The organism is Haloterrigena salina JCM 13891, from assembly GCF_000337495.1.
Classification (GTDB): Archaea; Halobacteriota; Halobacteria; order Halobacteriales; family Natrialbaceae; genus Haloterrigena; species Haloterrigena salina.
In genome coordinates this window covers 144,301-161,115 of sequence record NZ_AOIS01000057.1, presented here as the reverse complement: position 1 = coordinate 161,115, position 16,815 = coordinate 144,301, and the positions used below count along the sequence as shown (strand labels likewise).

The 16,815-nt window shown below is 66.4% G+C and carries 9 protein-coding genes; 6 read left to right on the top strand and 3 right to left on the bottom strand.

Going from position 1 to position 16,815, the window contains the following annotated elements:
• Positions 1 to 49: 49 nt before the first annotated feature.
• Positions 50 to 2,530, bottom strand: a complete 2,481-nt coding sequence (locus tag C477_RS17035; RefSeq protein ID WP_008895772.1) for a glycoside hydrolase family 31 protein — start codon at positions 2,528 to 2,530, stop codon at positions 50 to 52.
• A gap of 226 nt (positions 2,531 to 2,756) precedes the next feature.
• On the opposite strand from C477_RS17035, the gene C477_RS17030 reads away from it, so the two are divergent.
• Positions 2,757 to 5,816 (top strand): glycoside hydrolase family 2 TIM barrel-domain containing protein, encoded by a 3,060-nt coding sequence (locus tag C477_RS17030; protein ID WP_152423346.1) that lies wholly within the window; start codon positions 2,757 to 2,759, stop codon positions 5,814 to 5,816.
• Positions 5,817 to 5,934: 118 nt separating this feature from the next.
• The gene (locus C477_RS17025) at positions 5,935 to 7,575 is read left to right on the top strand and encodes a beta-galactosidase small subunit-related protein (RefSeq protein ID WP_008895770.1); all 1,641 of its coding nucleotides are present in this window, start codon (positions 5,935 to 5,937) and stop codon (positions 7,573 to 7,575) included.
• Positions 7,576 to 7,649: 74 nt separating this feature from the next.
• Here C477_RS17025 and C477_RS17020 read toward each other — a convergent pair whose 3' ends face one another.
• Positions 7,650 to 8,762 (bottom strand): Gfo/Idh/MocA family protein, encoded by a 1,113-nt coding sequence (locus C477_RS17020; RefSeq protein WP_049914630.1) that lies wholly within the window; start codon positions 8,760 to 8,762, stop codon positions 7,650 to 7,652.
• A 108-nt stretch (positions 8,763 to 8,870) separates the two neighbouring features.
• The gene (locus C477_RS17015; RefSeq protein ID WP_049914629.1) at positions 8,871 to 11,822 is read right to left on the bottom strand and encodes a glycoside hydrolase family 3 protein; all 2,952 of its coding nucleotides are present in this window, start codon (positions 11,820 to 11,822) and stop codon (positions 8,871 to 8,873) included.
• A 232-nt stretch (positions 11,823 to 12,054) separates the two neighbouring features.
• Here C477_RS17015 and C477_RS17010 point away from each other — a divergent pair, with 232 nt between their 5' ends.
• The 4 genes from C477_RS17010 (at position 12,055) to C477_RS16995 (ending at position 16,768) form a co-directional block, all read left to right on the top strand.
• Positions 12,055 to 13,194 carry an ABC transporter ATP-binding protein gene (locus tag C477_RS17010; protein WP_008895767.1) on the top strand — a complete coding sequence of 380 codons (1,140 nt, stop codon included), beginning with the start codon at positions 12,055 to 12,057 and terminating at the stop codon, positions 13,192 to 13,194.
• A 232-nt stretch (positions 13,195 to 13,426) separates the two neighbouring features.
• Positions 13,427 to 14,866, top strand: a complete 1,440-nt coding sequence (locus C477_RS17005) for an extracellular solute-binding protein (protein WP_083870316.1) — start codon at positions 13,427 to 13,429, stop codon at positions 14,864 to 14,866.
• The gene (locus tag C477_RS17000; protein ID WP_008895765.1) at positions 14,863 to 15,849 is read left to right on the top strand and encodes a carbohydrate ABC transporter permease; all 987 of its coding nucleotides are present in this window, start codon (positions 14,863 to 14,865) and stop codon (positions 15,847 to 15,849) included. The genes C477_RS17005 and C477_RS17000 overlap by 4 nt, the downstream gene beginning before the upstream one ends.
• 1 nt (position 15,850) lies before the next feature.
• Positions 15,851 to 16,768, top strand: coding sequence for a carbohydrate ABC transporter permease (locus C477_RS16995; protein ID WP_008895764.1), 918 nt, complete (start codon positions 15,851 to 15,853; stop codon positions 16,766 to 16,768).
• Positions 16,769 to 16,815 lie beyond the last annotated feature (47 nt).

The window sequence follows — 16,815 nt, the reverse complement described above, 5'->3', positions numbered from 1 at the left end:
CGCAGTCGCGGAACGCGCCGAGAATCGTCGACTAGCGGACGCGGGCCTACTAACGGCCGACGTCGACCGTCGTTTCGCTCCCGTCGTAGGTGACCGTCGTCCGCGACTCGGCCTCGTTGACGCCGGTGCCGACGCCCCGCTCGACGGGGACGATCCGGAACTCCCGCGTCTCGGTCAGTTCGGGGAACCAGCCCTCGCGGTCGCCGATCGAGAGTTTCCCGGCGGGTTCGTCCCACGCGATCGGCGTCACCGCGTACTCCCCGTCCTCGTACGCGTATCCGTCGCCGGCGTCTTCGTAGACCTCGAACGAGCCGTCGCGGCCGGGATAGACGCGCAGGGTCCACGGGGCGTCGGGCCGTTCATCGGTGTGTTGGACGACCGGTCCCATCGGGACGACGCTTCCCGCGCGGACGAACAGCGGCAGCTTCTCGAGGGGTGCGTCGGCGAGGATCGTCTGGCCGCCCTCGTAGCGTTCGCCCGTCCAGAAGTCGTACCAGGTCGCGTCGTCGGGGAGATAGACCTCGCGGGCTTTTGCCCGTCCCTCGAGGGGCGTCGAGCCGGGACCGTAGTACATCGGTTCGGTGACCGGACAGACCAGCAACGCCGGGCCGAACATGAACTGGTCGACGATCTCGTGGACGCGGTCGTCCTCGCGGAACTCGAACGCGAGGTGGCGGAACATCGTGTACTCGTCGCGGGTTTCCCACCCCGCCAGCGAGTAGATGTACGGGAGCAATCGGTAGCGCAGTTCGTCGAATTTCACGAGCGTGTCGTAGATTCGATCGCCGGGCTCGCCGAAGCGCCATATCTCGCGGGGTGTGTTCGTCCCGTGCGAGCGAAACAGCGGCAGGAAAACGCCGAACTGGAACCAACGCGTGTAAAGTTCCCGATAGCCGAGGTCCTCGTGGCCCGCGTCGAAGTCGCCGTTCGCGTAGAACTCGTCGTCGGTGTTGTCTTCGACGAAAAAGGCGCCGATGTCGAGGGTCCACTTCGGGTTTCCGGTGGCGGTGAACTGCAGTCCGTCGGCGATCTGTTTCTCGAAGCGGTCCCACGTCGCCTCGATATCGCCCGACCAGGTGACCGCGCCGTAGCGCTGCTGGCCCGGATACCCGCTCCGCGTGAGGTTGAGCACCCGTTTTTCCTCGGTCGTCGACCGCTGGCCCTCGTAGAGCCCCTTCGCCTGGTAGAGCGAGTAGGCGTTGGTGTAGGCCGGATCGAAGACCCGCTTGTAGTCGCTCGCGATCAGTTCGAGGCGCTGTTCGGGCTCGAGGGGGTCCTCGAGCCCCCAATCGGGGTTGTACGGCTCCGTCGAGTCGGCCCACCAGGCGTCGATACCGTGGGAGAACAGCCCCTCCTCGGCCTGGTTCCAGTACAGTTCCCGCGCGTCCTCGGAGAAGACGTCGTAGTAGTTAACCTCGTTGTCGGGCGCCGAGAGGTCGCCGTCGCCGAGCAGGTGGCCCGCCGCGGCCATCTCCTCGTGGTCCTCGCCGGTGATCATGTTCGGCCAGATGGAGAGCATCAGGCGCACGTTACGTTCGTGCAGTTCGTCGGTCAGCGCGTCGGGATCGGGGAATCGCGACGGTTCGAACGACTTCTGGCCCCAGCGCCCCCAGTCGCCCTCCGGGCCGCCCCACGACTCGAAATCGGGGTCGTCCGCCGTCGAATCGGGCCAGTACTGCCAGTCCTGGACGATGCAGTCGAGCGGAATCTCCCGGTCGCGGTACTCGTCGACGACCGCGAGGAGTTCGTCCTGATTCGTATAGCGCTCTTTCGACTGTACGTAGCCGTAGGACCACTTCGGGAGCATCGTCGCGTCACCCGTCAGCCGGCGAATGCCGGAGACGACGTCGTCGAGTTCCGGTCCGGAGACGAAATAGAAATCGAGTTCGTCGACGCACTCCGACCAGAAGTACGTGCCGTGGCGGTCGTCGCGAAACGTCGACAGCGAGTAGCTATCGAACAGGAACCCGTACCCGCGCGTGGAGACGAACGCAGGCATCGCTACCTTCGTGTTGTGCTGGTAGAGGTGCTGATCGTGCCCGCGATAGTTCGCGATGCCGTCGTCGTGCTGTCCGAGCCCGTAGATCGCCTCGTCCGCGGCGAACTCGAGGGACAGCTTCGTCGAGTACGCCCCTCGCTCGAGCGTCTCCGCCGGCGTCGCGGCGTTCTCGCCGGCCAGTTCGGCGACGTCGACGGGGCGGAGTTCCTTCCCGCCGTCGCGGGGCTCCCGGACCAACAGCTCGCCGTCGGCGTTGCGCCACGTGAGCGCGCAGGTGTCCTTCGCGAGGTCGACCCGGAGCGCGTCGGTCTCGAGCGTGACCGTCGTCTCGCCGTCGGTCACCGACCAGTCGACGTCGGCAGGGGGTTGCTCGACGATCATCGGGCTGTCGGCCGACGGCTCGGTGATCGAATCGCGTTCCGTCGCGACGACCCTGACGACGGCATCGTCGATGACCTGAAGTTTCAACAGCCCCTCGTCGGTTCGAACCCGCGGACCGTCCAGTTCCGATCGGAGTGCCTCAAACTGCATACGCATACGAGGTCGGCCCGAACCCTTTACTGTTCCCCTCGTAACAGGTTTCGGTTGACTGGTACCCCTGAGCGATCGCGTCCGTGTGATGTTCGATCCCGTCGCATCCGGACGATTCTATCGGTGAAGCGTCCGGAACGGACGGAACGATCGTTCCCCGTATCATATAAAATATCACTGTAATACTAACTTTTATTATTTACTTTGCCGTTGTCTACCATTCTGCATGGGAAGCGAACGACCCGATTCACGGCGGAGCACAGCCGATAGTACAGTACCGATCTCCCGGCGGAACGTGTTGCTGGCCTCGGGGGGAGTCGCCCTCCTCCCCGGCCTCGCGGCCGGCGGTCGAACGGACGACCCGATACCCGATCGGTCGCCGGGCGATCTCGATCTCGAGGCGTACCTCGAGAATCCGGCGATGGTCGCGGAGAACCAGACCGAACCGCACGTCCCGACGATCCCGTATCCGTCCGTCGAGGCGGCCCTCGCTGGGGACCGACGGTGTGCGTCGCCGAGCGAGCGACGGGATCGGTCTCCGTTCGTCCGATCGCTCGAGGGCGAGTGGGAGTTCGTCTGGTCGCTCACGCCCGACGGCTCGCCGGACGACTTCGACGCGGTCAACGACTGGGACCAAATCAATGTCCCGTCTGTCTGGCAGACCGAGGGTTACGGCCACGCCATGTATCGGAACGTTCCGGTACCGATGACTCCCTACGAGCCGCCCGAAGTACCCGACACCATCAACCCGGTCGGGACCTACCACCGGACGGTGACGGTGCCGGGGAACTGGACGAACGACCGACGGACGTTCCTCCGGTTCGAGGGGATCAAGTCCGCCGCCTTCGTCTGGGTGAACGGCCGGTACGTCGGCTACGATCAGGGTTCGATGACGCCGGCCGAGTTCGACGTCACCGACGCCCTCGAGCCCGGCAAAAACACGGTCGCCGTGCAGGTGTACCGGTGGTCGGACGGCACCTACCTCGAGAACCAGGACATGTGGCACTTCGCGGGCATCTACCGGGACGCGTACCTGTACTCGACGCCGCAGGTCCACCTCCGCGACTACGCCGTTCGCACCGACGTAGACGAGAGCTACGAGGACGCGACGCTTACGATAGACGCCGAAGTCGCCGACCTCTCGACGGCGGACGCAGACGGGGACGGACGCGGAGGAAAGAAACGCGGAGGCGAAAACGGGAAGAACCACGGAAGAGCGAACGGAAACGGTACGCCCGACTCGTACGCTCTCCGCGCGCAGCTGTTCGATCCGGGTGGCGATCACGTGACGACGTTCGAGGAGGACGTCGACGTCCCAGCCGGCGACAGCGTCGGCGTCACGCTCGAGACAGACGTCTCGGACCCGCACAAGTGGTCCGCGGAACACCCCCATCTCTACCGACTCGGGCTCGAACTCGTTCCGTCCGGTTCGAACCGGCCGCTCGAGGCCCAACTCGAGCGCGTGGGGTTTCGCGAGTACGAGATCGTCGACGGACAGGTCCGCGTCAACGGCACGCCCGTCGAGTTCAGGGGCGTCAATCGCCACGAGCACGACCCCGTGCGCGGCCGGACGATGACGACCGAGCGGATCCGCGAGGACCTCGAGTTGCTGAAGCGGTCCAACGTCAACGCGATCCGCACCTCCCACTACCCGAACGATCCCGAGTTCGCCGCGCTGGCCGACGAGTACGGCTTCTACGTGCAAGACGAGGTCAACGCCGAGACCCACCAGAACGAGGAACTCGTCAACGAACACCCCGAGTTCGATCCGTCGTTCATGGATCGGTTCCGCCGCATGGTCCAGCGCGACAAGAACCACCCGTCGATCTTCACGTGGAGCACCGGTAACGAGGCCGGACTCGGCCCCGCACACGTCGAGATGGCCGACTACGCGACTGAGGTCGACGACACGCGCTTCCTCTACCACCAGGCCAACAACGGCGGCGTCGCACCGTTCGCGCCGATCATCGGCCCGCGGTACGTCAGCCCCGACGAACTCGAGGGTTTCGCGCTCGACGAGGACGAAGACCGACCGGTGATCATGGGTGAGTACAGCCACGCGATGGGCAACAGCTTAGGGCTCATGGAGCCGTTCTGGGAGAGGATTCACGAGTACGACCAGCTTCAGGGCGGCTTCGTCTGGGACTGGGTCGACCAGACGCTGTACGAGGACCTGACGATCACGCCCGACGAGAGCGGCACCGGGAACGACGGGGCGCTCCACGGCAACCCTTCGATCGTCGAGACCGACCGCGGGAGCGCGCTCGCCCTCTCCGGACTCGACGACTGGGTGGAGCTCTACAGGGACCCGAGTCTCGACGTCACCGAGCCGGGGCTCACCGTGGAGACCGTCGTCAAGCCGCGGGAGCCCTGGACCGGCGCGGATCCGTACGTCACGAAGGGAGACACCCAATACGCACTCCAGATGGCCGACGAGGACACGCTGGAGTGGTTCGTCTACGACCCCGACGAGGAGTGGGTCACCGTCAGCGCGCCGGTGCCGGACGACTGGACGGGCTCCTGGCATCACGTCGCGGGCGTCCACACCGGCGCCGAACTGCAACTGTACGTCGACGGCGAACTGCTCGAGACGACCGAGCACGACGGCGAGATCGGACACGCCCGCCAGCCGGTCAACGTCGGGCGAAACGCGACGCTACACACCGACGGCTACGGGGACTGGCTGTCCAACGCCGTCTTCGACTCGGTCCGCATCTACGACCGCGCGCTCTCGCCCGCGGAACTCGCGTCCGACCGCGCTGCCGACGACGCGATCCTCGACCTCGCGTTCGAGGAGTTCCGCGACGAGGGAACGTTCCGTTCGTACGGCGTGAGCCCCTTCTGCATCAACGGAACGATCTTCGCCGACCGCACGCCGCAGCCGGAGCTGTGGGAACTGAAGAAGGCCCACCAGCCCGTCGGGATCGATCCGATCGATCCGGTCGCGGGCGTCGTCGAGATCCACAACCGGTTCCACTTCACGCCCCTCTCAGCTCTCGAGGCGACCTGGGAGCTGACCGACGGCGAGACGGTGCTACAGGACGGCGTCCTGTCGCTCGAGGTCGAACCGGGGACGACGCGGGACGCGACCGTCCCGTTCGACGAGCCCGACCTCGAGCCGGGTGCGGAGTACTGGCTGACGATCAGGGTCACGCTCGCGGAGGATACCAAGTGGGCCGACGCCGGCCACGAGGTGGCTTTCGAGCAGTTCGCGGTCCCCTTCGACGTCCCGGAACCGCCGCTCAAGCGAATCGACTCGATGCCGAGCACCTCGGTGAGCCGATGACCGGGAGCGCTGTCGACGCGACCGACCGCCCGCGATCCAGCCGACGTCGGATCGATGCGGCGCGGACCGACGGACAGCGGTTTCGAACGAATTCACACCGACGACCACGGACGACCACATGACAGACAACGTTCAGACGACGATCGACGGACCGAATTTCGAGTATACCTTCGACGCGGATCGCGGGACGCTTCGCTCCCTCGAGGCGGACGGCCGCGAGTTCCTCGCCCGCGGGCCGCTGTTGAACGTCTGGCGGGCGCCCATCTCGAACGAGATGGTCGACTGGGGGACGGCGGAGGTCGAGGAGTGGTACGAACTCGGCCTCGATCGGCTCGAACACGCGGTCGAATCGTTCGAGATCTCCGATATCGCCGACGGCGTCACCCGCGTCGAGATTACGACGCTGGTTTCCGCGCCCGACGCCGACGCCGGCTTCGAGACGACGTATCTGTATCACGTCTTCGGGACGGGCGACGTGCTACTCGGCGTGCGCGCGGAACCGAACGACGCCCTTCGCGAGGGGATCACGAACTGGCTCCCGCGCGTCGGCGTCCAACTCGAGGTGCCCGACGCGTTCTCGGAGCTCTCGTGGCACGGGAACGGACCGGTGGAGACCTACCCGGACCGCAATAACGGCGCGGCGATCGGCACCTACGCCGGCGCCGTCTCCGAGCAGTACGTCCCCTACGTTCGGCCCCAGGAGTACGGCAACAAGACGGACGTCAGGTGGGCGACGCTCTCGGCGGCGGACGGCGCCGGACTCGCCGCGTTCGGTCGGCCGACGGTCAACGTCAGCGCCCACGACGTGGCGAACCTCGATCGGGCGCTGTTCGACTACCAGCTCGAGGAGCGCGACGGCGTGCTGTTCAACGTCGATCACGCCGTGACCGGCGTCGGCGGCACCCCCGTCCAGCCGAGCCCGGAGCACCGCGTCGTCCCCGACGGCCCCTTCGAGTTCGTCGTCGGCTTCCGCCCCCGGACGGCGGACGATCTGTCGCCGATGGAGCTCTCGCGCCGGCGCCTCCCGTACGCGTTCGCCTCGACGAGCCCCGTCGGCGGGTTCGAGGCCGAGCACGACGCGGACGACGGGACGATCACCGCGTCCGCGGTCGTCAGGAACGCGGGCGCGAAACCGGAGCGGATCGACGTCCCGCTGACCGTCAACGACGAGGTGGTCGCGAGTCGAACGGTCGACCTCGCTGCCGGCGAGAAGACGACCGTCTCATTCGAGTACGACGTGCCCGAAACCGGCGTGTTCGAGGTGCGCGTCGGCGACGAACCGCCGCGCCTGTTTACCGCTCCCCGGCTCTCGCTCGAGGGCGAGTGGCGGTTCCGCAAGGGGGACGACCCCGCGCGGGCAGAGCCGGAGTACGACGACAGCGACTGGGAACTCGTCGAGGTCCCGGCGACCTGGGAGGCCCACTCCGAGTACACCGAAAACGACGTCTTCGGCTGGTACCGGACGACGTTCGACGTTCCCGAGAGCTGGGCCGGCTACGCTCTCGAGCTCCCGCTCGGCGCGATCGACGACGTCGACGAGACGTTCCTCAACGGCGAGAAGATCGGACAGACCGGAACGTTCCCCGAAGACGGGTTCGAGACCGCGTGGAGCGAACCGCGACGGTACACCGTCGACCCGTCGACCGTCGCGTTCGGCGGCGAGAACGCGATCGCGATCCGGGTGTACGACGGCGGTGGCGGCGGCGGACTGCACGAGGGGCCGCTCGGCCCGATCACGGTGGTGCCGACCGGCGACTGAGACGCCGCTCGTCTGTTTTTCGCGCTCGAGATCGGTTTCGGTTCTCGATGCCGACCGACCTCGGTTCGTCGCGGCTACCGTAGCGCCGCGAGCGGCGAGTCCGGATCGATGTGGCCGGTCAGGAACTCTCGCACGTCGACCGCCTCGCCGGTCTCGGCGCTCTCGATAGCGGCGAAAACGATTGCCATCGAGCGGAGGTTCGCGCGGGCGTTCGTCTCCATCGGCTCGCCGCCGGCACACCACTCGGCGAACCGCTCGACGAGCAGGGCGTTCCCCCACTTCTCCCGGTTCTCGAGGGCGATCGGCTCGCCCGCCTCGAGCGAGGTGTGGCCGAGACAGTTCTCCGCGGACCGCTCGTAGGGGAACCGACGGAGTTCGCCGTCGTCGAGGACCAGCGAGGCGTCTCGACAGTTCGCTCGGATGCGTTCCGCCCACCAGCCGTTGAAACTGGTCGCGGCCGTGTTCAGCCCCTCGTAGACGATCGTCGTCTCGTTGTCCATGCCCAGTTGCACGATCGCGTTCGGATCGCCCGCGAAGTCGGAGTACTCCGGGTTCCACGAGCGACAGAACACCGTTTCGGCGCGCCCGCCGGCCATATCCGCCAACAGATCGAGGTGGTGGATCGCGCCGTCGACGAGCAGCGGCTGTTCCTCGACGTCGTACAGCCGTTCGCCGGCCCAGCTCCCGCGGGACCGCGCGTTGACCGCGTACCGACAGTACAGGTAATCGACGGGGCCGTCCTCGCCCGATCGAAGCCGCCGGCGGAGCGAGGTGACGTCCCGCCGAAACCGGTGGCTCATCGTGACGCCCAGCTTCGTGTCGCTCTCTTCGACCAGTTCGACGATCTCGACGGCGTCGTCCATCGACGCGGCGATCGGCTTCTCCGTGAGTATCTCAAGATCGTGATCGATCGCGAGCGAGACGAGCTCCGTGCGAGCGCCGGGCGGGACGACGAGCGCCACGGCGTCCGCGTCGCGCCCGTGTTCCGCCATCGCCGTCTCGGCGTCCGTATAGCACTCGGCCTCCGAGATCGGCAGCGCCTCGACCGCGTTCGTCAGCGCCGCCTCGTTCACGTCGACGGCCGCGACGACCTCGACGGTCCCGTCTTCGACGTTCGGCGGGAGGAACTCCCGACACCAGGCCTCGCCCTGGTTTCCCGTCCCGATCTGTATCACTCGACAGGTCACGTCAGAGACGTCCGACGACGGTCTCCTTGAATGTACCGGCGCGCGAGGGCGACTCGAGGCCGAACGCTCCGCTACGCGACCGCTCGAGGCGAACGCTCCGCGCTCCGATCACTCGAGTTCGATCGTGTGCACGCGGACGTCGCCGCCGCGGACTACGACGTAGAGGTCCCTGTTGTTCCCGTTGGCGTTCTCCAGCGACAACGTCCGCTCAGCGTACTCGTAGACGTCACCCGTCGAGGGGACCGCCGCCCGACCGAGCAGCGGTCCGGACGGCGAGCCCCGGCGTAGTTCCACCGTCGCCGTCCCCTCGTCCGCTCTGGCGACCGAGACGGTCGCTTCGGCCGGCTTGTCCCGCAGGTCGACGTCCGCGAACGAGAGCCACGAGCCGTCGGTCATGCCGACGACCGTCCCCGCCGAGCGCGAGCGATCGAGGAGTTCGATCTCGGACCACGACCAGTCGTCGGCGTCGACGGCTCGCGTCGTCGCGGAGAGGTCCCGCGGCGGGATCGTCTCGCCGTCGACGCGGATCGATCCGCGCTCCCGGATATCGTCGGACGCCGAGCCGACGAGCACCGAGTGCGTCGCCCGTTCGACGACCCGCTGCCGGCGCGTGACGTCCCAGAACGAGAACTCGTCGTACTCGATCGAGAACTCGACGGTCGCGCTCTCGCCGGGCTCGAGGTGGATCCGCTCGAACCCGCGCAGCACCTGCTCGGGCTGGTCGGTTCGGGACTGGCGCTGTGCGGTGTAGCCCTGAACGACCTCGTCGGCGGCCGTCGAGCCGACGTTGGTGACGCGGACGTTGACGGTCGCCGTCTCGCCCGCCTCGAGCGGCCCGTTCGGCGAGATGCGGAGGTCGTCGTACTCGAAGCTACTGTAGGAGCGCCCGTGTCCGAACGCGTACAGGGGGTCCGCCTGTCCGTAGCGGTAGGTCATCCCCGTCTCGACGATGTTGTACTCGGTGATCTCGGGGAGGCGATCGGCCGAGCGCGGCCAGGTCTGGGTCAGCCGGCCGCCGGGCGAGACGTCGCCGACCAGCACGTCCGTCAGCGCGCGCCCGGTCTCCTGACCGGCGTGGCTGGTCCAGAGAATCGACGGCACGCGGTCCTCGACGCCCTCGAGGTGGACCGGGTAGCTGCTCTGCAGGACGACCGCGGTGTCCGACTGGGCGTCGCCGACGCGCTCGACGAGCTCGCGCTGGGAGTGCGGGAGGGCGAGCGTCTCCCGATCCTGCGTCTCGCGGCCGCCCATCAGCGGGTGCGTGCCGACCGCGACGACCGCGGCGTCGGCGTCGGCGGCGGCCTCGACCGCCGCTTCGATCCCGTCGGTCCGCACTTCGACGTCGAATCTGGCGGCGTCCGCCTGCGCGTCGGCGCTGGCCTGTAGCGTCCCCTCCTCGACGGTCACGTAGCTGTCGCTGCCGGGATGGTGCAGGACCATCGAGTCGCCGACGTCGACGAACTCGAAGGCCTCGTCGACCACCTCCCAGCCGCCCGGTCCGTCTGAGGAGTTGATCAGCTCGTCCCCGTCGACGGTCACGTACCGCTCGTTGGCCGTCGCCCGGAGCGTCCAAGCGTCGACCGTCCACTGGATCCGTTCGAACAGCTGCACGCTTGGCGCGTCGGTGCTCTGTAGCCCAAGGACGCCGCCGCCCTTACCGACGCCGGCCGACACGTAGTCGCCGGACGAGCGCTCCCTGAGCGCGATCCGATCGGCGCCGACGTCGGTGCGGAGCCGGTCGGGACCGAATCGATCCCGCAGTCCCTCGCGAAGGGGGATCCGGTACGGCATTGCGCCGCTGTACCAGTCCTCGAACACCCGATCGGAGAGCGGTCCCACGACAGCGACGGTATCGTCCGTCGAGAGCGGGAGCGCGCCGTCGGCGTCACCGTCACCGCCGTTCTCGAGCAGGACGGTCCCCTTTCGCGCCGCCTCGCGGGCGAGTTCGCGGTGGTCCTCGCGGCCGATGACGTCCTCGGTGAGATCGGCGTAGGGGTCGTCCGAGGGCTCGAGGAACTCTCCGAGCAACGAGCGCACCGTCAGCACGTGGTCGGCGGCCCGGTCGAGATCCGCCTCGTCGAGGTGCCCGTCCTCGATCGCACCCAGTAGCGCGTCGGTCGTCGTCGAGTTATCGGCGTCGAACTCGGTGAAGCTGTCGAGTCCAGCGAGTACCGCGGCGGCGCGCGCTTTTGCGTCCGAGTCGAAGTACTCCTGGGCGCCGGTCAGGTTCACCGGCGCCCAGGCGTCGCTGACGTTCATGATCGCGTTGCCGTCGGGCGCCCACTCCCGAACCCCGTCCAGCAGCGGCGAGACCGTCATCGGTCGACCGTTGACGAGGTTGTACGAGGCCATGACGCCGACCGCGTTCCCGGATTCGATCGGGTCGCGGAAGAAGGGAAGGTAGTACTCGCGGAGGAGCCGCGGCGGCAACTCGGCGTTGGTCGTCGTGCGCTCGGTCTCGTTGTTGTATCCGATGTAGTGTTTGAGTATCGGCGCCGTCTTGAGGTACGTCGGATGGTCGCCGGTCAACCCGTCCGCATAGGCCGTCGCGATCTCGCCGCTCACCAGCGGATCCTCGGCGTACCCCTCCTCGTTGCGGCCCCAGCGGGGGTCTCGGAGGGGGTCGACCGTCGGCGACCAGACGTTGAGGCCGACGCCGCCGTCCGTCGCGTTGTGTTTCCCGCGCACTTCGTCGCCGACGGCGTCGCCGACGCGCTCGACCAGGTCCGGATCCCACGTGCTCCCGAGGCCGATCGCCTGCGGAAAGACGGTCGCCTCGCCCAGCCACGCGACGCCGTGGAGCGCTTCCGTCCCGGTCCGGAACGCGTCCAGTCCGGCGCTCGGAATCGGCGGCTGATACTGGTGGAGCAACGACGCCTTCTCGTCGATCGTGAGTCGCTCGAGGAGGTCGGCGATTCGGTCGTCGAACGGCTCCTCGGACGTTCCGTCGTCCCGGTCGTCGGTTCCGTCGATCTCGGCAGTTGCAATGCCCCCGACGAGGGACAGCCCCGTTCCCGCACCGATACCCACGAGTATGTCTCTGCGTTGCTGGCTAACCATTTCGGTCAACTCCGTCCCCAGTGTACCGTAATGATATTGAAAAAGATACTCGATTATATTTAGTTCATTATAGTGAAATAAAATGAAATCGAACGACGGAACGCCGAATAGCGTGTCGACCACAGCTGTTCGCTTCGGGCCGATAGACTGGTATTCAGATCAGCAGTCGATCCGCGGTTCATGTCGATGCGCACTAATCTTTATGGGGGCACTCGATGAACGAACTCGTGGTATGGGTTCGGTTCGTCTGGAAAACGTTACCAAGCGGTACAGCGACGTCACGGCGGTCGACGACATGAACATCACCATCGAGGACGGCGAGTTCGTCTCGTTCGTCGGCCCCTCCGGCTGTGGCAAGTCCACGACGCTGGAGATGATCGGTGGCCTGACCACGCAGTCCGAGGGGAGCGTCTACATCGACGGGACCGACGTCACCGACCTCCCGCCGAAGGATCGGAACCTCGCGATGGTCTTCCAGAACATCGCGCTGTTCCCCCACATGGACGTCTTCGACAACATGAGCTACGGGCTCCGGATACGGGGCGCCGAGGACGAGGCCATCGAACGGCGGGTCGACGAGGCCGTCGAGACGCTCAAACTCGAGGGAATGTTAGACCGCATGCCGAGCGAGCTGTCCGGCGGGCAGCGCCAGCGCGTCGCCATCGGTCGCGCCATCGTTCGCGATCCCGAGGTGTTCCTCATGGACGAGCCCCTGGCGAACCTGGACGCGAAGCTGCGGGTGCACATGCGAACGGAGCTCCAGCGGATTCAGCGCAAACTGGGGGTAACGGCGATCTACGTCACCCACGATCAGGAGGAGGCGATGACGATGTCCGATCGGGTGGCGATCATCAACGACGGCGAACTCCAGCAGATCGCGCCGCCCCTGACGTGCTACGAGGAGCCGACGAACGTCTTCGTCGCCGGCTTCATCGGCTCGCCGTCGATGAACTTCCTCGAGGGGACGGTCGCGGACGGCCGCTTCGAGTCGGAGATCGTCTCCCTCGACGCGCCCGGCGTAGATGCGTCGACCGACGTCACGCTCGGGATCCGGCCGGAAGACATCTATCCCGTCGACGATCACCGCGCCCCGACGACGGTCGGCACCGTGCGCGCTGAAGTCGACGTGATCGAACCGATCGGGGAGAAGATGTTCGTCTACCTCCGTCCGGAGGCGGCCGATTCGCCGGTCGAGGAACGGGGCCGCGCGGAACGCGACTCCCTGCTCATGAGCGTCAGTCCGGAGACGGAACTCGCGGAGGACGAGGCGATCGAGGTCGCCTTCGATCAGTCCAGCATCCACCTGTTCGACGCGGCGTCCGGAAACGCCCTCGTCCACGGTCTGGAACGGGAGCCGACCCCGACAACCTGAGCGAGACCAGAGATGTCGATGGCCTGAACGAGACCTAGACGGCCACTGAACTGGGAGAGACTGGCGCACTCCAACGGAGCACGCGAGACTGGCGACATTATGGCCCCAAAGAAGCGGAACAGTCCACACCTGGACAGCTGATCGGTCGCGAGCAACCGCACCGGCGACGATAATTGACGCTAACGTTCACCTGAGGAAAACGTATTTATACTTGTTTACGGTTGTTGTGTTTATGCATGACAGCCGCAGCACGGACGCTGCTAGCGCTGGCAGTGTGCTCCGTCGACGACGGTTCGTAATCACAGCGAGTGCGACCGCCACCGCCGGCCTCGCCGGCTGTTACGGCGGGGGGAGTGACGACGCGCTCCAACTCACGGCCACGAACGAGTGGCGGAACAACAGCGACGAGATAACGCAGGCGCTGTACGACGCGGGCCTCTCCGAAGACATCGAGCTGGAACTGATCAGCGGCGGACAGTCGACCGACGAGATGCAAAACCAGTACTCCCAGTGGCTCTCGTCCAGACAGGAGAAGCCGGACCTGCTGGCGTTCGACAGCGGGTGGACGCTGCCGTTTATCGTCCGGGGGCAGCTCCAGAACCTCGAGGGGGAGCTGCCGTCGGACGTCCTCGACACCGTCCACGAGGACTACTTCGAGCAGAGCGTCAACACCGCCACCGACTCGAACGCGGAGCTCTACGGCGTTCCGCTGTACCCCGACTTTCCGACGATCCAGTACCGGAAGGATCTGGTCGAAGACGCGGGCTACGACTGGGAACAGCACCGGACCGATCCGCTGTCGTGGGAACAGTTCTCCCACGAACTACAGGACGTCTACGAGCAGGCGGACGTCGCGTACGGCTACAACTGGCAGGCCGCCTCCGAGATCCAGCTGGCCTGCTGCGTGTTCAACGAGTTCGTCACCTCGTGGGGCGGGGCGTACTTCGGCAACCCCGAGGAGTACCTCTACGGGCCGATCGGCGATCGACCCGTGACGATCGACGAGGAGCCGGTCCTCCAGTCGCTTCGGATGGCGCGGACGTTCATCCACGGGACGGACGCGCCGGACACGCTCGACGAATTTGCCGGCGGCATCACCTCCGAGGAGGCGTTTCAGTGGGGACTGTCGCCCTCGATGCAGCCGTTTACCGACGGGGACGCCGTCGCGTTGCGCAACTGGCCGTACTCGATCAACATCAACGGCGCCGACGACGCGCTCGGCGAGGACATGGGCGTGATGCCGATGCCGTACGGCGTCCCTGAGGGCGAAGGCGAGTATCCCGGCACCGGCGGCTCGATCGGCGCCCTCGGCGGCTGGAACTACTGCGTGAACCCGAACACGGACCGGCTCGACGACGCCCTCGCGTTCCTGGAGACGCTGACGTCGCCGGAGTTCCAGCGGGCGAACTTCGAACTCGTCGGCCACATCCCGCCGAACCCGGACATCCTCGAGGACGCGACCGACGTGTCGATCATGGGTCGGTACCTCGAGCCCCTCTCGTTCGCCGGCGATCACACGATGGCCCGCCCGGCGACGGCGGTGTGGAGCCAGCAGTCGGACCCCGTCGCCCAGGAGGCCAACGCCGCGCTGATGGGCGACGCCGGCGTCGAGGACGCGATGTCGGAGCTCGCCTCGCGGCTGACCGACCTCGAGGAATCGTTCGAATCATGAGCACGGACGACCGCTCGGCGACGATCACCGGTGATCGATCCCGGTATCGTCTCGACCTCGCGGTGCTCGACTGGATCGAGCGACTGAGCGACACGCAGTTCGTCTACGTGATGTTGCTCCCCGTCTTCGCGCTGCTCGGAACGATGGCCATCTGGCCGTTGCTCTACACGGCCAACATCTCGCTGCACGCGGACAATATCGTTGCCACGAACCCGGTCGGCGAGTTCGTCGGCCTGGGGAACTACGTCGACATCCTCACCGGCCAGGCGAACCTCCAGCGGCCGTTTTTCAGCCTCGAGACCCCCTTCACGAGCGCCGTTCCGGTGACGCTGCTGTTTACGGTCGGCGCGGTCGCCGTCGAAACGGTGTTCGGGCTCGCGATGGCGCTGATCCTGAATAAAGAGTTCCGCGGCCGACGGTGGGCGCGCGTCGCGATGATCCTCCCGTGGGCCGTCCCGATCGTCATTCAGGGGATGATCTTCTATCTCATGTTCCAGCCGTCGATCGGGTTCGCCGTCGGCCCGCTCAACGAACTCGGGCTGATCTCGACGACGCCGCTCGCGACCAGCCGAGACGGGCTGTTGATCGCCATCCTGGCTGACGTCTGGAAGCAGTCGGCGTTCATGGCGCTGCTCATCCTCGCGGGCCTGCAGAGTATCGATCGGAGCCTCTACGACGTCGCCGACGTCGCGGGCGCGTCGAAACTCCAGCAGTTCCGGACGATCACGTTCCCGCTCGTGCTCCCGGCGCTCCTCGTGGCGCTGCTGTTCCGGACGATCGGGGCGCTCAAGGTGTACGGACTTGTCGAGGCGACGTCGGGGTGTAACACGGTGCCGACGCTCAGCTGTCTCGTCATCGGGCTCTGGAACGGGAACAGGTACGGCTCCGCGGCGGCGGTCGCGTTCATCATCGCCGCCGTCATCGGTGTCCTGTTGTTGGGATACTTGGCCCAGCTACGGCGCCACGAACGGGGTGAGATGTGACGTGAGCGACGCAACCAGCGATACCGAGTCCGTGATCGACCGCACAGCCCACCGAGCGATCCGCGATCCCGACACCGTCTACCAGTGGTTGACCTACGCCGGGATCGGGTTCTTCCTCACCATCTCGCTGTTCCCGTTCTACTGGCTGGTCGTCCTCGCGCTTACGCCGAACCGGGCGATCGCCGATATGGGCGTGGTCCCGAAGGGGTTCAACCCCGGCGCGTTCCTCGAGGTCTTCGAGGTCGTGCCGTTCCACCTCTACATGCTCAACAGCGTGATCATCGCCTCGCTGTCGACGATCATCGTCCTGACGGTGGGCAGCATCGCCGGCTACGTCTTCGGTCGCTACGACTTCCCCGGTCGGACGCCGCTCCTGCTCGGGATCCTCGTCATCTCCTACTTCCCGCCGGTCGCCTTCCTGATCCCCCTCTTTCGCCTGTTCACGGGCCAGGTGACGCTCATCGGGCTCGAGTCGCCGGAGCTCTACAACACGCCGTGGGGGATCGTCATGCCGTTGAGCGCGATCACCATGCCGCTGATTATCTTCCTGCTGACGACGTTTTACCGACAGATTCCCGACGGTCTCGAGGACGCCGCACGCATCGAGGGATCGACGCGGATCGGCGCCCTCCGCCGCGTCATCGTTCCGCTGTCCGCGCCCGGCGTGGCGACGGCGGGCATCCTCACGTTCATCATCGTCTACAACGAGTTCTTCTTCTCGTATCTCATGGTGAACGGGACGGTCGAGGGCTGGTCGCCGGTCCTCCACGGGATCTTCGCCTTCCAGGGGTCACAGCAGGTCGCGTACAACCTGATGGCCGCCGCGAGCATCATCGGCGTGATTCCGATGGCGATACTCGTCATGATCGCTCAGGAACGGATCGTCAGCGGACTCACCCAGGGGGCGCTCAAGGAATAAGCCCGCGCGCTCACCGTTCTATCTCCTCCCCAAGAACTTTGGTCGTC